Below are 26,661 nucleotides of genomic sequence, written 5' to 3' on the forward strand. Positions count from 1 at the left end.
AATAATTTTATTTAGTATTTTAAAAGACTGAACTAACTGAATGAATACATATATTTTAGCATTAGACCAAGGAACAACTAGTTCAAGAGCGGTTGTTGTTGACAAAAAAGGAAAGATAATCTCTGTTGCTCAAAAGGAGTTTTCACAACTATTTCCTAAACCAGGATGGGTTGAACATGATGCCACTGAAATTTGGTCTACACAAGCTGGTATGGCCGCTGAAGCTGTGACAAAAATGGGCTTAGAAGGCTCACAAATTGCTGCCATTGGAATAACAAATCAACGTGAAACAGCCGTAGTCTGGGACCGTATTACCGGAGTTCCCATATACAATGCTATTGTATGGCAAGATAAAAGAACTTCCGATTATTGTGATGAGCTTAAAAAACAAGGAAAAGTTGAACTGATTAGAGAAAAAACAGGATTGGTAATTGACTCGTATTTTTCTGCCACCAAAGTAAAATGGATTTTAGATAATGTTGAGGGCGCCAGAGTTAAGGCCGAAAACGGCGAGCTAGCTTGGGGCACTATTGACTCATGGTTAATTTGGAAAATGACGCAAGGCAAATTACATATTACTGATGTCACCAATGCCTCACGCTCATTACTATTTAATATTAAAACCTTAGAGTGGGATGCCGAGTTGCTAGATTTGTTTACCATACCCAAAAGCATGATGCCTAGTGTTAAACAATCTAGTGAGGTGTATGGCTATACAAGTCCTAATTTTTTTGCAAATAAAATTCCAATTGCCGGTATTGCTGGTGACCAACAAGCGGCTCTATTCGGTCAAATGTGCACCAAAAAAGGTATGGTTAAAAACACTTATGGAACAGGTTGTTTTATGCTCATGAATATTGGTGAAGATGCTAAAACTTCTACCAACAATTTACTTACCACAATTGCATGGCAATTAAATGGCAAAACCACGTATGCTTTTGAAGGAAGTATATTCATTGCAGGGGCAGTTGTACAATGGTTAAGAGATTCTTTAAAAATTATAAAAACATCATCAGACGTTGAGAAATTAGCCGCTTCTGTTGAGAATTCTGAGGGCGTTTATTTTGTGCCTGCATTTGCAGGTTTAGGTGCTCCCCATTGGAATCAAAAAGCTATGGGTACCATATTTGGTTTAACTCGTGGCACCACTGATGCTCATATTGCTAAGGCTGCTCTTGAGGCTATAGCTTACCAAACAATGGACGTATTAAAAGCCATGGAAGCCGACGCAGAAATAGCAATAAAAGAGCTAAGGGTTGATGGGGGTGCAACAGTGAATGACATGCTAATGCAATTTCAAGCAGATGTTCTCAACACAACAACGGTTAGACCAGAAGTTATTGAAACCACTGTGATGGGTGCCGCCTATCTAGCTGGTTTAGCAGTTGGTTATTGGAATAGCCTAGAAGAAATTCAAGAAATTTGGAAAATAGATAAAAGTTTTGAACCTACTAGCGAACAAGAACATATTAAAGAAGGTATCAAAGGATGGTATAAAGCCATTAAAACACTTCAATTCTGGACTGAACAACACTAAAAACTAACTAAAATGACTCCATTTATTGCAGAAATTGTGGGCACCTTTATTCTTATTTTATTAGGGTGTGGTGTTAATGCAAATGTTTCTTTAAACAAAACCTACGGTAACGGGTCAGGCTGGATAGTAATAACTACCGGCTGGGCTTTTGCAGTTTATTGTGGTGTTGTTGTAGCGGGTCCACATAGTGGAGCGCATTTAAATCCTGCCGTGACCATTGGCTTGGCTGCCGCAGATAAGTTTTCTTGGAATGATGTTCCACTTTTTATCATTGCCCAATTTGCTGGAGCAATGCTAGGTGCATTTTTGGTATGGTTAATCAACAAAGACCATTTTAATGCCACAGAAGATGGCAACACTAAAAGAGGAGTTTTTTGCACTGCTCCAGCCATTCCAAACATCCCAGTAAATCTTTTAAATGAAATAGTAGGCACTTTTGTATTAGTTTTTGTTGTTCTTTTTTTTACTGATGCTACTTTAAATGAAAATGAGCCTGTGACAATTGGCTTAGGGTCCTTAGGAGCCTTACCTGTAGCGCTGTTAGTCTGGGCTATAGGAATGTCTTTGGGGGGTACCACTGGTTATGCTATTAATCCTGCAAGGGATATGGGGCCGCGTATAATACATGCTATTTTGCCACTGAAAAATAAAGGTGATAACGGCTGGAGCTATTCTTGGATACCTATTGTAGGCCCAATTATTGGCGGTGTTTTATCCGCATTTTTGTTATTAGCGTTGAGCTAAAGACGCCGCTACGTCTTGCGCTGCTATGTAAGCACTTGTCCATGCGTTTTGAAAATTGAAACCTCCTGTAATAGCATCAATATTTAAAATTTCGCCAGCAAAATATAGTCCTGGTACTAATTTGCTTTTGTAGGTCTTAAAATCAATTTCCTTTAGGTCAACACCACCGGCAGTTACAAACTCCTCTTTGAAGGTACTTTTGCCCGCTACCTGATATTCCCCTTGGGTTAATTCCTCAGCAAAATTATGTAAAGTAGCTTTTGAGACATCGGCCCAAGTAACACCTTCACTAATGTCAGAACTGCGACAAAAACTTATCCATAGTCGTTGGGGTAGATTAACTGCCTTTGTTCTTAAAATTGTTTTTTTAGGTGTTTGTTTTTTTACTTCCATAAAATAGGCCAAGAGTAATTCTAAATTGTATTCTGGTAGCCAGTTTATTATAATTTTAAAAACGTAACCCATTTTATTTAAATCTAGTGCCCCCCACGCAGAGAGTTTTAAAATTGCAGGTCCGCTTAGACCCCAGTGTGTTATTAAAACGGGCCCTTCTGCGTGTAAACCTAATTTTGGTTGGGCACTTTTAGTTTCGACCTTGCTTTCTTTAATCTCTACATATGCATTTGCACTTATACCTTGATTTCCTTTAAGACGCTTGTCTTGTATATTAAAGGTAAATAGCGAGGGTACTGGCTTACTAATGGTATGGCCAAGCAGTTTAAGCTTGTCCCAAATTTTAGAGCTACTGCCTGTTGCTAAAACAATCTTTTGAGAAAAATAGGCTTTATTAGCTGTAACCACTTTCCAGACATCTTCTTCTTGGCTATGCTCAAAGTCTTTAACCTGACTGTTTTTTAAAATCCGGATATTTAATCGCTCTGCTTCAACTAAAAAACAATCAATTATAGTTTGTGAAGAATTACTTTGTGGAAAAATTCTACCATCTTCTTCAATTTTAAGGGGTACACCACGCTGTTCAAAAAAAGAAATAACATCACCTGTCATATATTGGTGAAACGGACCTAAAAGCTCTTTTTCTCCTCTAGGATAATTTTTTGCAAGTTCTTTAGGAAGAAACTCAGCGTGGGTCACATTGCATCTACCCCCGCCAGAAACTTTAACCTTGCCAAGTACCGTTTTACCACGTTCAAAAATAGCTATAGAAGCACCTGGATGCGCTTCAGCTATATTAATGGCAGCGTAGAAACCCGCAGCTCCACCACCAACAACAATTACATCAAACATTACAGCGCCCTTTCTGGATAATTGATGAAAATACCATCAACCCCATAATCGCGCATTTTTGCAATATCTGACGGTTCATTAACTGTATATGTATATACTTTGAACCCTTCTTCTTGTATTGCTTTAATATTTTCTTTGGTAACCGTTTTATACCACGGATTAATTGCAATTGCATTTAATTCTTTGGCAACAGGAATGGCTTTTGTTGGGTCTTCATCCTCAGTTAAAACAGCAATTGCCACATCAGGATTGATTCTACGCATTTCGCGCAACTCATCCCAATTAAAACTAGAGATTACAAAATTGTCCCAAGACCAACCACGTTCTCGCACGTAATAATCCATAATAAAATTAACACGGTCAGAAGTTTCAGCGCCTTTCAACTCTATATTTAAAGCCACTTTGTTATCAATAGTTTTTAATACATCTTGTAACATTGGAACTTTATGATTGCCATCTAGAATTAACTGTCTAACCTCAACAATATAAAAGTCTTCTATATTTCCGGTTGCATTGGCAAGTCTATCTACTGTGTCATCATGAAAAACAACTATCTCACCACTTTTAATTTTAAAAACATCAATTTCTATCATATCTACACCCAAATCGAGTGCTTTTTGAACGGATGCAATTGTGTTTTCTGTTTCGTGCCCCATAGCGCCTCTATGGCCAATAACTAATAAATCTGTTTTCTTCAAATTGCAAGATGCTAGCAATAATAGTAGGGTTAATGTTAAGTGTATTTTTTTCATTTTATAGTGATTTAAGGTTCTCAAAAATAAAAAAGATACCGCTTTATTTTTGTTCAATTGAAAATATAAATGATTCTAGTGGTGCAATATTTAAGGCTATATGACCAACACCATTAGCTATTTTTAGTTCTGATTTGTGCTTACCGTTTAGTTTATCTGTTAACGTATAATTGCTTTTATTTAAGTCCCATTTTTGCACCACCTCTGGCGAAAGTTTAAAGTCAATGTCATACCTTTTTTGTGTGTCAAAATTAGATATGATTATTAATTTTTCTTCATCACTCCATCGAACAAAAGAAAATATTCTGTGGTCATAAGTATCTGTATTTTCTTTATTGTAATAATGAATTTCTTGATATGGCCCCATTAAAGCCGAACTTTCTAAAGTGAAGTTTAAAAGGGTTTTGTAAAACGTTCGAAGCTCTTTTTCTTTATTGGTAAGCTGACCGCCATCAAATTTTTTATTATTAACCCACCTTTGATGAGCGGGAACCCCAATGTAGTCAAAAATTGAAGTTCTCGTTGGACTACCAAAACCGGCATCTTCAGAACCGTCTTCTCCAACCTCTTGTCCAAAATAAATCATAGTTGGTGATGTACTAATGGTAGCTGAGACTACCATTGCAGGTTTAGCTATGTTTGCATCATTTACAAATTCTGGACTTGAAATTCGTTGTTCATCATGATTTTCTAGAAAGTGAAGCATATGATGTTCAATATCTTGCATGCCAGATTGCACGGTATGTATATGGTCTGTCCAACCGTAACCTTTCATAATATGCTTAAGACTATCATATAGCTCTACCTTATCATAGAGATAATCCATTTTACCCTTTCTAATGTAATCTCTGTAGAGATTTGGATTGTAAACTTCAGCCAGTAAGAACGCGTCAGGATTTTTCATTTTTATGGATGAGTTCATAAAACTCCAAAATTCAACAGGTACCATTTCAGCCATATCAAAACGAAAACCATCAACTCCCATTTCTAACCAATACAAAGCAATATCTCTAAATTTATACCAAGAGCTGGGTAATGATTTTTCCTTCCAAAAATTATAATGTTCTTGATAATCTAATTGGTCATAACCTTGGGGTAGTTCTTCAAAATCTTTGGAGCCATCTGGTCTTACACCATAATTAATTTTAACAGTCTCATACCAATCATTAAAATCTGGCTGTGATAATCTTGAACCATTACCCGTCCATTTTGCCGGTACTTCTAAAAATTTTGAATCCTCTAATCTATTAGAATCGCCTCCTAAAGGTGAATACCAGTCTGGCCAATTAGGTACTTTAAATTCAGAATTGGGAATGTAATAATAATTGTTATCACGAGCATATTCCAGAGAAGAATCATCTTCTGCACCAAAATCGGAAACACCTTTAGGATTTGTTTTACCCGCATAATTACGAGCAACATGATTGGGTACAATATCTATTAGAACTTTTAGCCCATGCTTATGCGTTCTTTGAATTAATTCTTGAAACTCAACAAGTCTATTTTCTGGATTAATGGCTAAATCAGGATTTACATTATAATAATCCTTAACAGCATAAGGTGACCCGGCTCTACCTTTTACCACATCTGGGTCATCATTACTAATACCAAATGCCGTGTAATCATTAATTACTGCATGGTGCGGCACACCTGTATACCAAATATGGGTAACACCTAATTCTTTTATTTGATTTAACGCTACATTATCAAAATCAGCGAACTTACCAACCCCATTTTCTTCAATTGTGCCCCAAGGTTTATTTGTAGTGTTGGTGTTGCCAAAAAGCCTTGTAAAGACTTGATACACCACTTTTTTTCTGTTTTGCATAGTGGGTTTAGAATTCACTTGCTTTTCTTCGGTTTTACAAGAATGTAACACCATTGCTAAGCAAGTAATTACTAGATATTTAATTTTCATGCTTTGATAGCTTCACCAGACTTAAGCACCAAACGCTTGTCATTAACTCTGATTGTCATTTCTTCATCGCCAGACATTTCATAAAATGACCCCTCTTTAGTAACAGTCACTTTAATAATCCTATTTCTAAAATTGATTTTAAAAGAGTAAGAATTCCAACCTTCTGGTATTCTGGGGTGAAAATTCAATTTGTCATTTAATATTCTCATACCTCCAAAACCCTCTACAATGCTCAACCAAGTTCCTGCCATTGAGGTAATGTGTAGGCCTTCTTCTACCTCTTTATTATAATCATCTAAATCTAATCTGGAGGTTCTTAGGTAGAATTGGTACGCCTGGTCCATTCTATCAAGCTTCGCTGCTTGTATACTGTGAATACAAGGCGAAAGTGAGGATTCATGCACCGTAAAGGGTTCATAAAAATCAAAATGTTTCTCCAATTCCTTTGTAGTAAAATGGTCTTCAAAGAAATAAAAACCTTGTAGAACATCAGCTTGTTTAATATATGGTGACCTTAGTATTCTATCCCAACTCCATTTTTGATTTATTGGTCTGTTTGACTTTTCTAAATTTTCAACAGTTACCAGTTCTTTATCAAGAAATCCGCTTTGTTGCAAATAAATTTCATGTTCTTTTGAGTAAGGAAAGAACATACTATCTGCAACTTTTTTCCACTGCAACACTTCTTCATCAATAAGTTTAGTTACTCCCATGATACGTTGGTAATCATCCTCATATCCTTCTTTAACCTTGTCTAATTGCTCAATTGTATAATCTATACACCATTTTGCAAGGTAGTTGGTATACCAATTGTTGTTGACATTATTTTCATATTCATTTGGTCCAGTAACCCCTAGAATAACGTACTTTTTCTTTTTCTCTGACCAATTAGCTCTTTGATGCCAAAAACGAGCAATACCAATTAACACTTCAAGTCCCATTTCTGGTATGTAACTGTAATCGCCAGTAAAACGATAATAATTAAAAATAGCAAAAGCAATAGCGCCATTTCTATGAATTTCCTCAAATGTAATTTCCCACTCATTATGGCATTCTTCACCATTCATTGTTACCATTGGGTATAATGCAGCACCGTTTTTAAAGCCAAGCTTTTCTGCATTTTCAATTGCTTTTTCTAAATGATTGTATCTATATTTTAACAGATTCCAAGCCACAGTTTGGTTTTTTGTTGCCATGTAAAATGGCAAACAATAAGCTTCTGTATCCCAATAGGTGCTACCACCATATTTTTCGCCCGTAAATCCTTTTGGACCTATATTTAATCTAGAATCTGTACCTAAGTAGGTTTGATTTAATTGAAAAATATTAAATCGAATACCTTGTTGTGCTTTAACATCGCCTTCAATTGCAATATCAGCCATCTCCCAAATAAGACCCCAGGCTAGTTTTTGAGCTTCAAGTAAAGCATCAAAACCCATAGCTGTAGCCTGGTTAATGGCATTCTCAGCTGCATCAACTAATTTATCTTCAGGGTGATTTCTATCTACGGTATATCCACCAAATTTTACAAGTTGTATTTGCTCACCTTTTTTAACTGATGCATTGTACTCAAAACCTATTTTTGTTTCTTCCTTGAGCGTATTTGTATGAGTTATTTCCTTATCACCCACATTAACTTTTGTATTCATATAGGTACATACTTTGAAATTAGTTTTCATTGTATGTAGTTCAATAAAGGCGCTATTTGCTTTTTCTAAAATATTGGTGGTGTTCCAGAATTTATCATCCCAGTTACTATCTTTATTTGTTATACCGCTATCGATATAGGGCGTTAACTGCACATCCGCATCTTTATTAAGAATTTTAATTTGGTATTTAATGGCTCCAACCTCGTCGAACTTTAGACTTAAAAATCGAGTAGAAATTACTTCTAACTGAACGGCGTTTGGCAAAGTAGCTGTAAAACTTCTTTGGTAATAACCTTCTTTCATGTTAAGCTCTCGCTTAAAATTTTGAATTGAAGAACAAGTATTCAAATCAAATACCTCACCATTAATTTTTACATGTATACCAATCCAATTTGGAGCATTTAATACTTTGGCAAAATATTCTGGATATCCATTCTTCCACCAGCCAACTCTTGTTTTATCTGGATAGTATACACCAGCTATATAACTACCTTGAAAAGTATCGCCTGTGTAATCTTCTTCAAAATTGGCTCTTTGACCCATGGCGCCGTTTCCTAGGCTAAATAAACTCTCTGAAGATTGTATGCGTTCTTTATCAAAGTCTTCTTCTAGAATAGACCATACATTGGCCTTAATATAATCTTGATTCATATGTTGTATGCTGAAAGTTTTTTGGGCAAACTTAACTAAAATGTGGATTCTCGTTCAATTAAGGTGGGTGCTATAATCTTGGTTTGGTAATTTGGTTCTTCATCTTCTTCATTTTCAACTCTATCAATCAACATTTTAGCTGCCATTTCACCCATTTTTTCGCCATGTTGTGCAACAGAAGTGATAGCAGGATTGGCATGTTGAGCTAACAAACCATCTGTAAAACCAATTATTGAAATATCATTTGGAATTTCAAAGCCTTTTTTCTGAAGTACACGCATGGCAAAAATTCCAAAAATTTCATTGGTACTTAATATAGCATCAGGTTTTGTTCTTTCTAAAAATTCAGATATAGCTTTATCATCAACATCCATAAAAGGTAATTTCAATATAAAATCATCTTTTACTTTAACTCCAGCATCCTTTAATGCTTTTTGGTATCCTAAATTCCTATTTAAACTAACGCTAAAAAAATCTTGCGTTGTTAATAAAACAATACGTTTTCGACCTTCATCAATTAATTTTTTTGTTGCTACATAGGCCCCTTGAATATCATCAATTACTACTTTATCACAATCTATTTCATTGGTAACACGATCAAACAACACTAATGGTATACCTTGATCTGTAACTTCTTTTAAATGATTAAAATCTTTTTTCTTCTCGGTACCAGCAGATAATGACATGATAAAACCATCAATACTACCGTTAGCAAGCATTTCCATATTAATAACTTCTTTATCGAAAGATTCATCTGAAAGACAAACAATTACGTTATACCCTTTTTCTAAAGCATAATTTTCAACACCTCTTATTACCGTAGTAAAAAAGTGATGCACAATATCTGGAATTATTACTCCGATATTTTTAGTTCTTTTATTTTTAAGACTTACCGCTATGTTATTTGGTTTATAGTTGTAAAGTCTAGCAAAAGCTTGAATCTTTTCTTTAGTATCTCTACTTATTTCTTCACTATTCTTAAGTGCCTTTGAAACCGTAGAAATAGATACTTCTAACTCCTTAGCTATATCTTTTAGTTTAATCTTCTTTTTTATCATTCTATTCAACCCTTAATTCAACTAATTTAAAGAACACTTGAGTATTGACAAATGGTTAATTCTTTAACAGTCTTAATCCTACTTTAATGAAAATTCACTAAGCTTTTAAAAATACCTATATTTGAGGAAAAATTGTTAAATACCGAATTTTATGTCGTACATTTTTACGAATTCAATAAATTTCGCTTGTATGAATTGTGTAAACGCTGTTTTTTAAAGTTGTTAACACGAAACCGTTTTCGAAAGTGTTTAGCATATTCGAAACAAGGTTTTAACACTATTTTTACATATGTTTAACTCTTGAATTTAAATTAACTAAACTTAAAATTAATTTCTATGAAGATCACGCTTCTTAAAAGCTTGCTTCTTTTTAGTGCATTTTTAGTGGTAAATGCACTGCAAGCTCAGACGGTATCTGGTACTGTTTCTGACTCCAATGGCCCTTTACCGGGAGCCAGTGTTGTGGTTAAAGGAACTACCAACGGTACTCAAACTGATTTTGACGGTAATTACACCTTGAACGATGTCGATTCTGGTGCAACTATTGTCTTTAGCTACATTGGTTACTCTACACAAGAAATTGCTGTAGGTGGTCAAACAACCATTAATATTACTTTGCAAGAAGATGCTCAGGCTCTAGATGAAGTAGTTATTATAGGTTATGGTCAAACTACTATTAAAGATGCTACTGGTGCTGTTGCTGCAGTAACGTCTGAAGATTTTAATGGTGGTGTTATTGCTTCTCCAGAACAATTAATACAAGGTAAAACTGCTGGTGTTCAAATTACGCAAACTAGTGGTGAACCTGGAGCTGGGGTTGAATTAAGAATTAGAGGTACAAACTCTGTACGTTCTAATAATAATCCATTATTTGTGGTTGATGGAGTGCCATTGGCTGGTGACGATACTTCCGCTAACGGTCAAGATACTGGTTTTGGTTCAGCAGGTTCTAGAAACCCGTTGAACTTCTTAAACCCAGCTGATATTGAAAGCATAAGTGTTTTAAAAGATGCTTCTGCAACGGCTATTTACGGATCTAGGGGTGCTAATGGTGTTGTTATCATTACTACTAAAAGTGGTAGATCAGGCGGTGGAAACTTTGAGTTTTCTTCTCAATTAAGTATCTCTAGCCCTGCCAATGAATATGATTTGTTAAGCGCTGGAGATTATTTACGAGCTGTTGGTGATTATGGAGGAAATGTTGCGAACGCGAATTTCGGTTCTAATACAGATTGGCAAGATGTGGTTACTAGAACAGTAGCTTCTCAAAACCAAAACTTATCATGGTCTAACAACTACGGTGATGGAAACATAAGAGCTACTTTTGGTTATGGAAAACAATTTGGTGTTGTTGAAAACTCATCATTAGAGCGTTTAACCGGTAGATTAAACTGGAGCCACAGGTTCTTTGATAACAAATTGAGCTTAAATTTACAAGCAACTGTTTCTCGAGTTAACGATGAAGCTCCGCCAGTAAGTGGTAGTGCTGGTTTCCGTGGTGACTTACTAGGTGCTGCTTATTCAGCAAATCCAACTTGGCCAAACAATGCCAATTTTAATCCTCAAGTTGGTTTACCTGTTCCATCTAATGTTCTAGAAAACACGCAAAGTGTTTCTAATACAAATCGTTTCTTAGGAAACTTTTCAGCTGAGTATGCATTTACCCCTGAATTAAAAGGTAAAGTAACTTTTGGTTATGACACTTCTGAATCAACCAGATACTCAATGACAAACGCTAATATCATTGGTCTAGATAATGGATCTGCTGGTAATGGTAGAGGTAATGTTAATGATATTAACGTTGAAAACAGATTATTAGAAGCTACTCTTAACTATACTAAAGAATTTGAAAACTCAAATATTGATGTATTAGTTGGTTACTCTTTCCAAGATTTTGGTAGAGAAGGTAGAAATGTTCAAGGTTGGGGATTCAGTACTACAAACTTAGATAATATGGGTACTGATTTAGAAAACTCAGCAAACACTATTGAATCTTCTATTTCTGGTAGCTACCAGCAGTTTGGTATTGGTACAAACCAATCTGAGATTTTTGTTAATAGATTATTCCCTTCTGTTCAAACTGATTTTATTGCTCCTGAGCAAATTGCTGTACGTTCTATTTTTGCTGATACTTTTGATTTTACTGATGAGTTACAATCATTCTTTGGTAGAATTAATTACTCCATTGCAGGTAAGTATTTATTTACTGGTACGGTTCGTGCTGACGGTTCATCTCGTTTTGGTCCTGACAACCAATATGGTATTTTCCCTTCTGCCGCATTTGCATGGCAAATTGGAGAAGAAGATTTTATTGGTGAAGCTATCTCTACATTAAAACTTAGAATTGGTGGTGGTATAACTGGTAACCAAGAAGGTTTAGGGTATGGTAACTTTGTTCGTCGTGAAAGATATGGAGGAACTGGTATCGCAAACGACGGGGCTATCAATGGTATTCCTGGAACTGGTGTAGTTTCTTTCGTAAACAACTCACTTAAATGGGAGGAAACCTTACAATATGGTGTAGGTCTTGACTTCGGTTTTAACAACGACAGACTTTCTGGATCTATTGACGTATACCGCAAAGAAACAAACGATTTATTATTGAGCTTACAATCTGCACAACCTGCTCCACAGCCATTTGTGTTTGATAATATTGATGATGGTAAAGTGATTAACCAAGGTATTGAATTTGCTTTAGGATATGATGTAGTACAGTCTGAAGATTTCAACTGGAACGCTTCTTTCAACATTGCTTACAATGACAATATCTTTGAAGATTTCCCAGGTCAAATTCCTGCAGGTACCATTAGAGGTCAAGGTCTTTCATTAGCCTTTGCTCAAATTTTAGCTGGTGGTCAACCACTATTTTCTTATTATTTAAGAGATTTCCAAGGATTTGACGCTAATGGTCAACCAATTGGTGATGTTCAGCAATTTGTAGGCGAAGATGCCTTACCAGATATCAACGCTGGATTCTCAACTAATTTTAGCTATAAAAATTGGGATTTTTCTGCATACTTAGCGGGTCAGTTTGGTTTCTCTGTGTATAACAACACTAGAAATGCATTCTTTACTGCTGGTTCTATTGGTAATGCAAGAAATGTAACTTATGATGTTCTTACTTCAGGTGAAGCTCCAAATGCTGCAGCAGAAGTATCTACTCGCTTCTTAGAAAAAGGTGACTTTGTTCGTTTACAAAACGCAACCATTGGGTACAATGTGCCTCTAAAAGGTGATGGTTTGTTTAAGAGCTTAAGATTATCTGCTACAGGTCAAAACTTGTTCTTAATCACTGATTACAGTGGATTAGATCCTGAAGTTAGTGTTCAACCAGGTTCAGGTGACCTTTTAAACGGTCTTCCAACTGCTGGTATAGATTACACAGCTTTCCCAAGACCTCGCACAATAACTTTTGGTCTTAATGCTACTTTCTAATTAAAAAAATTGAATAAAATGAAAAGAAATCGAATTAAACTATTCATGCTTACTGCTGCTACAGCGGTCTTAGCAGTCTCTTGTACAGATTTAGAGATTGAAGCAACTGATTCTATCATTGATGAGTCTACCGCTACTGGTGGTACATTTAATGGGGTTGAAGACCCACAAGCATCAATTGATAACATTTATAACGGATTTAACGGTATAGGTGACCAAGCTAACTTCTATGCTTTACAAGAAGTAGCTGGTGATTATGAGTTAGTACCTACAAGAGGTACAGACTGGGGTGACAATGGTATTTGGAGAACTTTACATGCGCACACTTGGGATCCAGGACACCAATACGTACTAAACGTATGGAACAACTGGAACCAAAGATTATTCTTAGCTTCTGAGGTATTAGACTCTAGAAGTAATGCATCTGCCGATGAAATTGCAGACGCAAGCTTCTTAAGAGCTTTCTCAACATGGGTTATCATGGATATGTACGGTCAAGTTCCATTTAGACCAGTTGATGCTGGACCTCAAGAAAATCCAACTGTTCGTACTAGAACTGAAGCGTTAGCAGATGTTTTAGCTGATATTGATGTAGCAATTGCTGGTTTACCTTCTGTTGCCGCTGGCGATGTTGATAACCAAAGTAGAGCTTCTAAAGCAACAGCACGTTTCTTAAAAGCAAGAGTGTTACTAAATGCACATGTTTATGATGGTACTGGAACTCCTAGTTCTGCTAACATGCAAGAGGTAATTGATTTAGTTGATGAAATTGCTGCTGAAGGTTACGCTTTAGAAGATGACTTTTTTAACATTTTTGAGCAATCTGCTGACACTGAAACTATTTGGTGGTTACCAACTGGTGTAGGTAATCGTATCTGGAATGGTATGCACTACAACATCGTATCTCCTGACAACGGTGGAGGTGGTTGGAATGGGTTCTGCGTTCTATCAGATTTTTATGATTCATTCGAAGGACCTGCCGATACTAATCGTGCAGGAAATGGTCAAGAAGAGCGTCGTGGTTTTGTTCCTAATCCTGCAGACGGAAATATTGAAGAAACTGGTGGTGTAGGATTTGGATTCTTAGTAGGTCAACAATACGGTGCTGATGGTGAACCATTAACTACTAGAAGTGGTCAACCATTACAATTCACTAAAGAATTACCTGGATTAGTAGGTAACGGTGAAGACACTGGTATTAGAACAATTAAATATCACCCATTAGGTGATGGTGGTTCTTTCAGAGCTCATGAGATTATCTTTAGATATGCTGACGCTCATTTAATGAAGGCTGAAGCTATGTTACGTAATGGTGGTGATGCTACTGCTATGGTAAATGAACTACGTGTTCTTAGAGATGCTACTCCACTTGGAACAGCTACTTTAGACGATATTTTAGCTGAAAGAGGTCGTGAGTTATACAAAGAAGCTATCAGAAGAACTGACTTGATTCGTTTTGACCAATTCACTAAAGATTGGCAGTTCAAAAACCCAGATGCAGTTGGTGATGCAAACAGAAACTTGTTCCCAATTCCAACATTAGCATTATTATCTAATCCTAACTTAGTTCAGAATCCTGGTTACTAAGAAATTAGATGTTTTAATTACAATAAAAGCCCGCTTTAATAGCGGGCTTTTTATTTACCCTGAGTTGCAAACTTATTAACTTCTAGTTGCTTGAATTACTTAAACTAGAACAATAGCTAAGTTTAAAAACACACCCACCCTTATAAATTAGAGCAAAATAGAACGAATACTGCAATAGGAGTTTATAACTTAAAACCATCCTTCTAAAAATTCTTTCCAAGCTTATATTAATCCTGTCCCAAAATAATAACCCATATGCAGGGCTACTGTTTTTGACAATACCTCATTACTACTCAAGTATAAAGTTTACATAATTACCAATTCTATTATCTTTTGCATTGTAAAACATATACTGATAGAAATAAAAAAAAGGATGATTTTACAATCACCCCTTCAGATTATCTAGCTCTTAATATACTACTTAGCAAACATTACATAAATAGCTACAACAACTAGACAAATAACTAAACCAACTTGTTTAACATACTTATAAGGTGTTATTTCAACTTGTTTGGTATACTCTTGCACATAAGCTTCACTTCTAGGCTTAAAATATCCTATAATTAACATAATGGCTACATTTAGTAAAAATAGTATCGCCATTATATGCAAATAATGCGGATAAGCTTCCGCTTCAATTATTCGCAACGTAGTTTCATCTGTAATTCCTTTTGCTGCTGCTGCCTCTAATGCTGTTCCAACTCTATTTGGACCAATTATAAACTGACTAACAATGTAAAGTCCAGAACCTAAGAAAATTGCAATTTTTGCAGCAATAGCAGGTACTCTTTTGGTTAAATATCCTACAACAATAATTGTTAGAATCGGAATGTTATAAATACCATTAACCTCTTGCAAATAATCAAATATACTACCTGCACTATCTATTAATGGCGCTATAAACATTGCTGCCAAAGCTAGACAAACACCAAAAACTTTTCCATACTTTACAACTGTTCGTTCTGATGCTTCTTTGTTAATATGCTGTTTGTATATATCTAAACCAAAAAGGGTTACAGAACTATTTAACACACTATTAAAAGAACTCAATATTGCACCAAAAAGAACGGCAGCAAAAAATCCTACTAATGGTTTTGGAAGCACTGCTCGCACCAATTCTCCATAAGCCATATTAGAAGCTATTTCACCATTGAAATATTGGTAAGCAATCATACCAGGAAGAACTAGTATTACAGGCCCCAAAATCTTAATAAATGCAGCTAATAACAACCCTTTCTGACCTTCAGCTAAATTTTTGGCTCCAAGAGCACGTTGAATAATTTGCTGATTTGTACCCCAATAAAATAACTGCACCAACATCATACCCGTAAATAGGGTAACAAAGGGGACTTCTTGCCAAAATTCACCTGTTGAATCTAAACGCTCCGCTTGATTTGCAGAAAGTGATTCTAACCCTTCAATTACGCTACCATCACCAATAGCCATTAATCCAAATACTGGGATTAAAATACCCCCAATTAAAAGTCCAACTGCATTTATACTATCAGATACAGCAACTGCTTTTAACCCACCAAAAACAGCGTAAATTGAACCAATTACGCCAATACCCCAAATACATATAATTACTGATGTTTTATCTGAAACATTCAGCAATTCTGGAATATTAAACATGCCGCTTATAGCAACTGAACCAGAATATAAAATCACGGGTAACAGCACTACTACATAACCTGTTAAAAACAGGCCAGAAGTAATGGTTTTAGTAGCCACATCAAACCGTTTAGCTAAGAACTGCGGCACCGTTGTTAATCCTCCTTTTAAGTATCTAGGTAGTAAAAATATAGCAGTAACCACCATTGTAATAGCAGCTAAAGTTTCCCATGCCATAACAGATAACCCATCTTTATATGCACTACCATTTAACCCAACAATTTGTTCTGTTGATAAATTGGTCAATAATAAAGAACCTGCAATTACTCCAGCAGTCAGACTTCTTCCGGCAAGAAAATAACCATCAGATGTTTTTTCGTCAGTTTTTCTAGTTGCTAAATATGCTATTAGTCCCACTAAGGCGGTAAATCCTACAAACGAGAGAATGCCAATCATGATTTATTAGTTTAGTTAGTTGTAAAATCAGAATTATTCTTAAAGTAAAAGAAATCAGACCAAAATAACACAACCTTAACAATTTTTGTACATCTATCTTAAAAACTTCTGACAATTAGATTCATTATCTTGCAAAGCCAATTACAGAAATGGAGAATGATTAGGGTTTTAAAGGCATTTTTTCTTTTAATTGTACTAGTAGGCTGTAATGAAAAAAAACAATCATATGTATTTTCAGAGCTCCCTTCTACTGCTACTGGAATTCAATTTTCAAATACACTGAAGCAACATCCAGAATTAAATATTTTAACCTATCTGTACTACTATAACGGTGCTGGGGTAACTACTGCTGATTTTAACAATGATGGTTTAGTTGATATTTATTTCACCAGCAATCAAGGGGCTGACAAACTATATCTAAATCACGGAGATTTTAAGTTTACGGATATTACAACCATTGCCAATATTAACAATTCTAGTGGTTGGTCAACTGGGGTTACACAAGTAGATATTAACGCGGATGGGTTATTAGATATTTATATTTGTAAGGTTGCTAACTACAAAAATCTAGCAGGTCATAACTTATTGTATGTTAATCAAGGAATTAATGATGATGGCATCCCCATTTTTAAAGAACAAAGCAAAGATTTTGGTTTAGATTTTTCTGGATTTTCTACACAAGCCGGTTTTTTAGATTATGATTTAGACGGAGATTTAGACATGTACTTGTTAAACCATTCTGTTCATCCGAACCGAACTTATGGTAAAGGTGCTAAAAGAAAACAAGTTGATGCATTTGCAGGAGATAGACTTTACCAAAACAATGATAGCTTCTTTAAAGATGTTTCTTCAACTGCCGGAATTTTTCAAGGAAGTATTGGCTACGGATTAGGGATTTCAATTGCAGATATCAATAATGACCGTTACCCTGATATCTACGTTGGTAATGATTTTTTTGAAAACGACTACCTCTACGTAAACCAAAAAAATGGCACATTTAAAGAAGTTATTAGTCAAAAAAATCCTTTAGGCCACACTTCTCATTACTCTATGGGCAATGCACTAGCTGACCTTAATAATGATGGATTACAAGACATTATCTCTCTAGATATGCTACCAGAAAATTTAAAAACCTACAAAACTTCTGGTTTAGAATACGGATTTCCTATTTACCAACAATATTTAAAAAATGGGTACAATCCGCAGTTCATGCAAAACACATTGCATTTAAATAACGGCAATACTTTTTCAGAAATTGCTGAATTATCTGGAATTGCAGCTACAGAATGGTCTTGGTCTCCTTTACTTGCAGATTTTGATAATGATGGTTTAAAAGACATTTACATAACCAATGGAATCTTGGGTGCTACCAATGATATGGATTACATGAATTTTATTGCCAATGCTGATATTCAAAAACGTATTGAAGGTGGTATGAAAAGTTCTGACATGCCATTAACTAAAGAAATACCGGCTAAAAAAGTAACCAATTATTTTTTCAAAAGTGCGAACGGCTACTCCTTTAAAAATGTTACTAAAGACTGGTCGCCAACATCAAAATCTTTCAGCAATGGGGCATCTTATGCCGATTTAGATAATGATGGAGATTTAGATTTAGTGGTTAATAATGTAAATGAAAAGGCCTTTATTTTAAAAAACAACAGTAATTACAATCATGGTTTTTTAAGGGTAAATCTGGATGGAGAAAACTCAAATAAATTTGGAGTTGGATGCAAATTAGTTCTGTACCAAAAAGACAAATCTCAGACCTTAGAACATTTTCCAACAAGGGGTTATTTATCTGCAGTATCCAATACGCTTCATTTTGGTTTGGGTAAGGGCAAAATAGATTCTTTATTGGTTTTATGGCCTTCTGGAAAGTCTCAAATACTGAAAAATATAGAATCCAATACATTGCTAAGACTAAAAGAAAATGAGGCTCAGAATACCATTCCTGAATTTAAAGCAAAATCCAACTCTTTTCTAAAGTCAAAAATGGGTATAGGTTTTTTGCATAAAGAAAATGGCTCATTAGACTTTGACCGTGAACCATTAGCTCCTTTTGCCAATTCTAATTGGGGGCCAACTATTGCAGTTGCAGATATTGACCAAAATGGTCTTGAAGATATTTTTCTTGGAGGAGCAAAAAATCAAGCTTCCAAGCTTTTTTTACAAAACACCGATGGTACTTTTATACCTTCTCAAAATGAACTATTTGAGCAAAGCAAATTAAATGAAGATACCGCTTCACTATTTGTAGATGTAAATAATGATGGTTTTCTAGACTTAATTGTGGCCAGTGGAGGAAATGAATTCAGCAATGGCACGGCAATTCAACCACGATTATATGTAAACAACAAGGGTATTTTAAAACTTAACAAAACTGGCTTTCCTACTATAGAAAGCAATATTTCTTCAATAAATAGTTTTGATTTTGAAAATGATGGTGATTTAGATCTCATTTTTACCTCAAACACCATTCCAGGAGCATTTGGTAAAACCCCTAAGCAATATTTATTACGTAATAATGGAGATGGCAAATTCACAAATAGCACAATAGATTTGGCTTCAAAGTTTGCAATGGTTGGTAACGTTACAGAAAGTGTTGTCTTTGATATAGATGAAAATGGTTATGCTGATATTATTGTCGTTGGTCAGTGGATGCCAGTTACGTTATTTCTTAACAACGGTAAAGAACTAAAAAAATCTAACGTAGATGCATTTAAAAACACAAATGGACTATGGAATACTATTCACGCAACTGATTTTGACAATGATGGTGATTTAGATATCTTCTGCGGTAATTGGGGGTTAAACTCTAAACTTAGTGCCAGCGCTGAAAAACCTTTGAAATTGTATAGAAATGATTTTGATGGTAACGGTAAAGTTGAACCATTGGTTACTTATTTTCATGGTGATATTGAAACTCCATTCGCATCCAAAGATGATTTAGTAAAACAACTTCCTTTTTTGAACAAAAGTTACCTTTCTTACCATGAATTTGCATCTGCAAGTGTCTCAGAGTTATTTGGTAATGACAAACTCAAAAAGGCAGAACAAAAATTTGTTACTGAACTTAAGAGTTGTTACTTCGAAAATATGGGTAAAGGAAAATTCAAAAAGCATCCACTACCCTGGCTAGCTCAACAAGCTCCTATTTTCGACATAATTTCAGATGATTTTAATAACGATAATAATACCGATATTTTAATTACCGGAAACAACTTTGAAATTAACACCCAACTTGGTCGCTTAGATGCTTTACGAGGGTTATTTTTGCAAAACGATAAAAATGAGGGTTTTAAAATTGAAATCACTCAAAACTTAGAAATACTTGGTGCTGTTAGAAACAGTAATACCATAACTATACAAAATACCAAAAACTATATCATTGGTCAGAACAACGGTCCATTGTTAATGTTTGAGAAACTAAATGAAACAAATGAGAATTAACCTTAGTGTTTTACTAATGATTGTATTATTTGCTTCGTGCAAAAAACAATCTAATGTCGTAGAAGAAAAAGAAGAAAAAACCCTGTTCACTTTGCTTTCTCAAGAAGAAACGGGTGTTACATTTAACAACGCTGTTGAAAACCAAAAGGACTTTAATATTTTTAAATACCGCAATTTTTATAATGGAGGTGGCGTAGCTATTGGTGACATTAATAATGATGGCTTAGCAGACATTTTTCTAACAGGAAACATGGTCGCAAATAAACTTTACCTAAATAAAGGAGATTTTAAATTCGAAGATATTTCAGAAAACGCGGGCGTTACTGGCAACAAACCTTGGTCTACTGGGGTTATGATGGTTGATGTTAATGCCGATGGCTTACTAGATATTTATGTTAGTAACGCCGGTAATATGGAGGGCAACAATCATGATAATGACCTCTACATTAACAATGGTGATTTAACTTTTACAGAAAAGGCAAAAGAATTTAATTTAGCCGAAACAGGGTTTACTACACATGCTTCCTTTTTTGATTATGATAAAGATGGTGATTTAGATGCCTACATACTTAATAATAGTAACATCCCGGTAAGTAGTTTAGGTTATGCCGAGCAACGAGAGGTAAGAGCACAAGATTGGGAAGGTGTTCCGCACATTTTTAGAGGTGTAGGTGATATGCTTTTACGTAATGATAATGGAAACTTTGTAGATGTTAGTGAAGAAGCCGGTATTTATGGAAGTTTAATTGGCTTTGGCTTGGGTGTTTTAGTTACAGACATCAACAAAGACCAATGGCCAGACATTTATGTTTCTAATGATTTCTATGAAAGAGATTACCTCTATATTAATCAAAAAGATGGCACTTTTACTGAAGAAATTAAGAACTATACCTCTCACCTAAGCCTTTCTGCTATGGGTATTGATATTGGTGATATTAATAATGATGGTAACAATGATATTTTTATAACTGATATGCTTCCTGAAGCTGAACAACGTGTAAAATCAGTAATGGAATTTGAGGGGTATAATGTTTATAAACTTAAACAAAGTAAAGATTTTTATCAGCAGTACATTCAAAACACTTTACAACTCAACAACGGCAATGGCACCTTTTCTGAGGTAGCCTATTTCAGTGGTGTAGATGCCACAGACTGGAGCTGGGCTGGTTTAATGTTTGATATGAACAATGATGGTTTTAAAGACATCTTTGTCTCAAACGGTATTAATCATGACCTTACAGATTTGGATTTTGTAGACTTCTTTGCTAATGAAATTATTCAGAAAATGGCATTAACAGGCCGCAAAGAATCCATAGATTCCATCATTAACAAAATGCCTATTAAACCCCAACCCAACTATGCTTTTAAAAATAATGGAGACATTACTTTTAACAACGCTAATAAAGAATGGGGCTTTGAACTTCCTACACGTTCTAATGGGGCTGCTTATGGCGATTTGGATAACGATGGTGATTTAGACCTCGTAATTAATAATGTAAATACGCCTGCCTTTATTTACAAGAACAATAGCGAGTCTATGACCGACCATAATTTTATAAAACTAAAGTTTAAAGGTGAAGGCAATAACACATTTGCCATTGGAACATCAGTTGATTTTTACTTTGGAGACAACATAGTTAACCAAGAACTCATGCCCTCTAGAGGTTTTCAGTCTTCAATGGATTATGATATGACGTTTGGTCTTGGAACATTTGAAAAACTTGATTCTATCAGAGTGGTATATCCCAACAATAAAACGGTTACATTAAAAGATGTTCAGGCTAATCAAACCTTAACACTTAGTCAAGCTGAGGCAACCCAAATCTACAAACCATCTAAACCTTCTGCTACAAAAACCTTGTTGAACGAAATTGACAATAGTAAGCTAATAGCTCATAAAGAGAATTTTTACAATGACTTTGATTTTGAAGGACTCATTTATAAAAAAATATCTCAAGAAGGCCCTGCAATGGCTGTTGGTGATGTAAATGGTGATGGCCATGAAGATGTTTTTATAGGTGGTGCTAAAGGTGAAGCCGGCACGTTATACCTACATAGTGGTAAAGGTATTTTAACTAAAACGAGTCAGAACGTTTTATTCGAAGACAAAGATTTAGAAGATGTTGCTGCAACTTTTTTTGACGCTGATAACGACGGTGATTTAGACCTTGTAATTGGTTCTGGCGGTAACGATATTAACTTAGACCGCAGCTACTACAAACCACGCCTTTATATGAATAATGGTAAGGGTAAATTTAGTAAAGCTGAGAAAGATTTACCTTCTGTTTTTAAGAATATTTCAACCATTGCGGCACATGATTATGACGCAGATGGCGATGTTGACCTTTTTGTAGGTTCAAGAAGTGTGGTTGGTGTTTATGGGGTAAATCCTGAACATATGCTACTTCAAAATAATGGTAATGGTGAATTCACCAATGTTACAGAAAAGTCTGGTTATGACTTAAAAGATGCAGGCATGGTAACCGCTTCTGTATGGGTAGATATTGATGGTGATACTAAAAAAGACTTGGTAACAGTCTCTGATTGGGGAACACCTCAAATTTATAAAAACTCAGGACGTAGAATACGTAAAATAAATTCTTCCTTAGATAGCTTATCAGGATGGTGGAATACTGTTGAAACTGCAGATTTAGATGGTGACGGTGATATGGATTTGGTGCTAGGTAACCACGGTGCCAACCTTCATTACAAACCAGAATTAGACAAACCAATGAAAATTTGGGTAAACGATTTTGATAACAATGGTACAATTGAGCAAATAGTAACCCAAACTGAAAATGGTGGTGATTATCCTATTCTTCAGAAAAAAGAAGTAACCGCTCAGTTAGTTTCGCTAAAAAAAGAAAACTTAAAAGCTTCTGATTACGCCAGTAGAACTATTCAAGAATTATTTCCAGAAAACGTAATTGCAAAATCAATTGTAAAACCTGTAAATTTCTCAGAATCTGTAGTTGCTTACAATGATGGCAGTGGTAACTTCACTGTCAAAAAATTACCCTCTAGGGTTCAATTATCATGTGTTTGTGGCATTACTTGTACCGATGTTAATAATGATGGTAATCTAGACCTAATTATGGCAGGTAACGATTTTGAATATAAGCCACAATTTTCTAGGCTAGATGCTAACTACGGTAATGTTTTAGTAAGTAATGGAAACCAAGATTTTGAATGGCAAGACTATCAAAAAAGTGGATTCTTTATAAGAGATGAAGTAAAAGACTTAAAGCAGTTTGCAGACAAAGCAGGTAACAAATTTATCATTGCAGCAATTAATGAGAATAAACCTAAAATCTATGCGCTTCAATAAAGCTTTTATTTTATTTTTTGGTCTTCTTGTTCTTTGTTGTTGCAACAGTAAAGAAGGTAGCCTATTTTCCCATCCTAAGGCTACTAAAACTGGTGTAACATTTAAAAACACTTTAACCAGCACAGATGATTTAAACATTTTAGATTACCTCTATTTTTATAATGGCGGTGGTGTTGCCGTTGGTGATATAAATAATGATGGTCTCCCAGACATTTATTTTACCGGTAATCAAGTTAAAAACAAACTGTATCTCAATAAAGGCAACTTACAATTTGAAGATATTACTGAAAAAGCTGGGGTTGCTGGTAATAGCGAATGGAATACCGGTACTGTCATGGCAGATGTTAATGGTGACGGTTTTCTAGATATCTACGTATGTGCAGTTATTGGTATAAATGGCTTTAACGGGTTTAATGAATTATTTATAAACAACGGTGATGGCACCTTCTCAGAGCAAGCCGCCAAATATGGTCTAGATTTAGATACCTACAGCAGTAATGCTGCTTTTTTTGATTTCGACTTAGATGGTGATTTAGATATGTACCTTCTTAACCACGCTGTACATACCGAAAACTCTTTTGGTAGAGTCAATCTCAGATACGAACGTAATTACGAAACTGGAGACCGTCTTCTCAGAAATGATAACGGAAAATTTATTGATATAAGTGAAGAAGCTGGTATTTATGGTGGTATAAATGGTTATGGTTTAGGTTTATCAATAGCAGATTTTAATACTGACGGATATCCTGATATCTATGTTGGTAACGATTTTCATGAAGATGATTATTTTTATCTGAATAATGGAGACGGCACTTTTACTGAAAGTTTAAAAAACCATTTTGGACATACTACTCGTTTCTCAATGGGTAATGATGTTGCAGACATTAATCATGATGGTTTACCAGATTTAATTTCTTTAGATATGTTACCAGAAGAAGAAGTTCCACTAAAAGCTTCTGAAGGCGATGATAACATTCAAACCCAACGTATACGTACAGAGCAATACGGTTATCATTATCAGTTTACGCGTAACATGCTTTTTGTAAATCAACCAGATGGTAAGTTTCTAGAAACTGCGTTAACTAGTGGAGTTGCCGCAACAGACTGGAGTTGGAGTGCTTTATTTGCTGATTTTGACCAAGATGGAGAACAAGACCTTTTTATTTCTAACGGTATTCCTAAAAGACCCAACGATTTAGATTTTATCAAGTTTGTTTCTAGTGATGAAATTCTAAAGAAAATTGACAACACCAAATTAGTAGATGACAAGGCACTAAGTTTAATGCCTTCTGGTAATAGTCACAATTATGTTTTTAGAGGCAAAGGTAAACTTGGGTTTGAAGACTTGTCTAATGCGTGGATTACTAAAGACACTTTGATTTCTGGTGCTACTGCATATGCTGATTTCGACTTAGATGGAGACCTAGACCTTATTACTAATAATCTCAATGAAGAAGCAAAATTTTACATTAATCAAACAAACGATGCTAACAATTATATAAAGCTAAAGTTTAAGTATTCAGAAAAAAACTCGCACGGCATTGGAACCAAAGTTTACGCATATGTTGCTGGTAAGTTGTCTTACAAAGAATTACAACCTTCTAGAGGTTTTCAGGCGTCTTCAGAACCTATAATTCACTTTGGGTTTGGCCAAGAAGAAACTATTGATTCTCTTAAAATTATTTGGCCCAACAATCAATTTCAAGTACTTACTCAGGTAAAGACTAATCAAACCTTAACTATTCAGCCAGAAAACACAAAACCCGTTAAATTTAAAGCTGATACTAGACCTAATAACCTACGATTTCAAAAATTAGAAGAGAAACTAGGATTAGACATTACGCATAAAGAGGATAATTACATTCATTTTAATCGTGAAAAATTAATCCCATATCAGGTTTCTGACAGAGGTCCTGCTGTTGCTTTTGAGGATATTAATAACGATGGTAAAAAAGATTTTTTTATTGGAGGTTCAAAATTTATTGCCAATCAAATTTACCTTCAGCAAGACTCCTTATTTGTTAGAAAAAAAATGCCTTTTGTAAACAATGATTCTATTAAAGAGGTAACTACCATTGCAGTAGTTGATGCTAATGGTGATTTACAAAATGATATTATTCTAGGAAGTGGCGGTGCTGACTTTTTCGGAAATGCAGAAGCACTTACCGAAAGTTATTTTGTGGCAAGCGATTCCACTTTCACTAAAAATTCTTTCCCTGAAATTTTTGAAAATACCTCGGTGATAATTCCCTATGATTTTGACCAAGATGGAGATGAAGATGTTTTTGTAGGTAGGCAGTCTATAACTGCAGCTTATGGCAAAAAACCAACCTCACAATTATTAGAAAACACCAACGGTAAGTTTAAGCCTGTACAACAAGAATCTTTTGCAGATTTAGGTATGGTAACCAATGCTGTCTGGAGTGATTTTGACGGTGACAATCAAAAAGATTTAATCGTTGTTGGTGAGTGGATGCAACCGTACTTTTTTAAGAATACTAACGGAAAATTTACGCCAATATCTTCTCCAAAAATTACTGGTTTATGGCAAAAAATAGCCCCTTTTGACATAGATGGTGATGGTGATCTAGACTATTTATTAGGTAATTGGGGTACCAATTCTAAATTTAAAGCAACTGCAAACGCTCCAATGAAAATGTATGTTTCAGACTTTGATACTAACGGAACTTCTGAAACAGTGGTTACAATTCAAAAAAATAATAAAGAATATACGCTCGCTACTCTTGATGACTTAGCGGGCCAAATGGTATCATTAAGAAAAAAGTTTACTAATTACCGCAGTTTCGCTGGCAAAACACTGTTAGAGATTTTTGATGAAAATCAATTAAAAAAAGCAAAAATTCTAGAGGTTAACACTTTAGAATCTGGCTATCTAAAAAACAACAATGGTGAGTTTACCTTTGTTCCATTTACCCTTGAATTACAATTGGCTCCAATTTTAGAATTCTCAATATTTGATTTTGATAAAGATGGCAAAGTAGAAGCCTTAGCTGCCGGAAATTACTTTGGTGTTAAACCATACCATGGTCGATTTGATAGTTTTCCTGGAGCATTGATAAGTAATGAAAATGAAGTAATTTTAGGTGGTAACTTAGGGCTCGATTTTACACAAAAATCTATTCGAAAACTTCAAGTTTTTGAATTCAACGGCAAATTCTATTTACTTGCGGTTTTTAACAATGAAGAAGCACAACTATACCAAATAAATACGTAAAA

General features: G+C 35.0%; 13 protein-coding genes. 7 read left to right on the plus strand and 6 right to left on the minus strand.

Features of this window, described 5'->3' with window-relative positions; translation table 11 throughout:
- The first annotated feature begins 40 nt into the window (after positions 1-40).
- Both glpK and H5V42_RS04625 read left to right on the plus strand, forming a co-directional pair.
- On the plus strand, positions 41-1,537 hold the full coding sequence (gene glpK, locus H5V42_RS04620; RefSeq protein ID WP_185781956.1) for a glycerol kinase GlpK: 1,497 nt from the start codon (positions 41-43) through the stop codon (positions 1,535-1,537).
- A gap of 12 nt (positions 1,538-1,549) precedes the next feature.
- Positions 1,550-2,281, plus strand: a complete 732-nt coding sequence (locus tag H5V42_RS04625) for an MIP/aquaporin family protein (protein ID WP_185781957.1) — start codon at positions 1,550-1,552, stop codon at positions 2,279-2,281.
- On the opposite strand, the gene H5V42_RS04630 is transcribed toward H5V42_RS04625, so the two are convergent.
- From H5V42_RS04630 to H5V42_RS04650, 5 genes are read right to left on the minus strand one after another with little or no spacing between them, the layout of a single operon-like run.
- A complete protein-coding gene (locus H5V42_RS04630) occupies positions 2,267-3,526 on the minus strand; it encodes a BaiN/RdsA family NAD(P)/FAD-dependent oxidoreductase (RefSeq protein WP_185781958.1) in 1,260 nt (419 codons plus the stop codon). The genes H5V42_RS04625 and H5V42_RS04630 overlap by 15 nt on opposite strands.
- A complete protein-coding gene (locus H5V42_RS04635; RefSeq protein ID WP_185781959.1) occupies positions 3,526-4,278 on the minus strand; it encodes a glycerophosphodiester phosphodiesterase in 753 nt (250 codons plus the stop codon). Before H5V42_RS04635 ends, H5V42_RS04630 begins: the two co-directional genes overlap by 1 nt.
- Positions 4,279-4,321: 43 nt before the next feature.
- Positions 4,322-6,196 (minus strand): alpha-amylase family protein, encoded by a 1,875-nt coding sequence (locus tag H5V42_RS04640; RefSeq protein ID WP_185781960.1) that lies wholly within the window; start codon positions 6,194-6,196, stop codon positions 4,322-4,324.
- Positions 6,193-8,496, minus strand: coding sequence for a glycoside hydrolase family 65 protein (locus tag H5V42_RS04645; RefSeq protein ID WP_185781961.1), 2,304 nt, complete (start codon positions 8,494-8,496; stop codon positions 6,193-6,195). Before H5V42_RS04645 ends, H5V42_RS04640 begins: the two co-directional genes overlap by 4 nt.
- A 35-nt stretch (positions 8,497-8,531) precedes the next feature.
- Entirely contained in the window at positions 8,532-9,551 is a 1,020-nt protein-coding gene (locus H5V42_RS04650) for a LacI family DNA-binding transcriptional regulator (RefSeq protein ID WP_185782266.1), read from the minus strand.
- A 339-nt stretch (positions 9,552-9,890) separates the two neighbouring features.
- On the opposite strand from H5V42_RS04650, the gene H5V42_RS04655 reads away from it, so the two are divergent.
- Both H5V42_RS04655 and H5V42_RS04660 read left to right on the plus strand, forming a co-directional pair.
- A complete protein-coding gene (locus H5V42_RS04655; protein ID WP_185781962.1) occupies positions 9,891-12,989 on the plus strand; it encodes a SusC/RagA family TonB-linked outer membrane protein in 3,099 nt (1,032 codons plus the stop codon).
- A gap of 18 nt (positions 12,990-13,007) precedes the next feature.
- The gene (locus H5V42_RS04660; RefSeq protein WP_185781963.1) at positions 13,008-14,576 is read left to right on the plus strand and encodes a RagB/SusD family nutrient uptake outer membrane protein; all 1,569 of its coding nucleotides are present in this window, start codon (positions 13,008-13,010) and stop codon (positions 14,574-14,576) included.
- 417 nt (positions 14,577-14,993) lie between these two features.
- On the opposite strand, the gene H5V42_RS04665 is transcribed toward H5V42_RS04660, so the two are convergent.
- Positions 14,994-16,643, minus strand: coding sequence for a solute:sodium symporter family transporter (locus H5V42_RS04665; RefSeq protein WP_185781964.1), 1,650 nt, complete (start codon positions 16,641-16,643; stop codon positions 14,994-14,996).
- Between the two features lie 156 nt (positions 16,644-16,799).
- On the opposite strand from H5V42_RS04665, the gene H5V42_RS04670 reads away from it, so the two are divergent.
- From H5V42_RS04670 to H5V42_RS04680, 3 genes are read left to right on the plus strand one after another with little or no spacing between them, the layout of a single operon-like run.
- Entirely contained in the window at positions 16,800-20,096 is a 3,297-nt protein-coding gene (locus tag H5V42_RS04670) for an FG-GAP-like repeat-containing protein (protein WP_185781965.1), read from the plus strand.
- Positions 20,086-23,424 carry a VCBS repeat-containing protein gene (locus tag H5V42_RS04675; RefSeq protein WP_390809392.1) on the plus strand — a complete coding sequence of 1,113 codons (3,339 nt, stop codon included), beginning with the start codon at positions 20,086-20,088 and terminating at the stop codon, positions 23,422-23,424. Before H5V42_RS04670 ends, H5V42_RS04675 begins: the two co-directional genes overlap by 11 nt.
- Complete coding sequence (locus H5V42_RS04680; RefSeq protein WP_185781967.1) at positions 23,411-26,659, plus strand: VCBS repeat-containing protein; 3,249 nt, start codon at positions 23,411-23,413, stop codon at positions 26,657-26,659. Before H5V42_RS04675 ends, H5V42_RS04680 begins: the two co-directional genes overlap by 14 nt.
- Positions 26,660-26,661 lie beyond the last annotated feature (2 nt).

Origin of the sequence: Croceivirga lutea, assembly GCF_014235875.1 — a bacterium.
GTDB classification, from domain to species: Bacteria; Bacteroidota; Bacteroidia; order Flavobacteriales; family Flavobacteriaceae; genus Croceivirga; species Croceivirga lutea.

Bases quoted from the DNA above. Each gene is read 5' to 3' on its own strand.
- glpK (WP_185781956.1), top strand. From the start codon at position 41: ATGAATACATATATTTTAGCATTAGACCAAGGAACAACTAGTTCAAGA.
- H5V42_RS04625 (WP_185781957.1), top strand. From the start codon at position 1,550: ATGACTCCATTTATTGCAGAAATTGTGGGCACCTTTATTCTTATTTTA.
- H5V42_RS04630 (WP_185781958.1), bottom strand. From the start codon at position 3,526: ATGTTTGATGTAATTGTTGTTGGTGGTGGAGCTGCGGGTTTCTACGCT.
- H5V42_RS04635 (WP_185781959.1), bottom strand. From the start codon at position 4,278: ATGAAAAAAATACACTTAACATTAACCCTACTATTATTGCTAGCATCT.
- H5V42_RS04640 (WP_185781960.1), bottom strand. From the start codon at position 6,196: ATGAAAATTAAATATCTAGTAATTACTTGCTTAGCAATGGTGTTACAT.
- H5V42_RS04645 (WP_185781961.1), bottom strand. From the start codon at position 8,496: ATGAATCAAGATTATATTAAGGCCAATGTATGGTCTATTCTAGAAGAA.
- H5V42_RS04655 (WP_185781962.1), top strand. From the start codon at position 9,891: ATGAAGATCACGCTTCTTAAAAGCTTGCTTCTTTTTAGTGCATTTTTA.
- H5V42_RS04660 (WP_185781963.1), top strand. From the start codon at position 13,008: ATGAAAAGAAATCGAATTAAACTATTCATGCTTACTGCTGCTACAGCG.
- H5V42_RS04665 (WP_185781964.1), bottom strand. From the start codon at position 16,643: ATGATTGGCATTCTCTCGTTTGTAGGATTTACCGCCTTAGTGGGACTA.
- H5V42_RS04670 (WP_185781965.1), top strand. From the start codon at position 16,800: ATGATTAGGGTTTTAAAGGCATTTTTTCTTTTAATTGTACTAGTAGGC.
- H5V42_RS04675 (WP_390809392.1), top strand. From the start codon at position 20,086: ATGAGAATTAACCTTAGTGTTTTACTAATGATTGTATTATTTGCTTCG.
- H5V42_RS04680 (WP_185781967.1), top strand. From the start codon at position 23,411: ATGCGCTTCAATAAAGCTTTTATTTTATTTTTTGGTCTTCTTGTTCTT.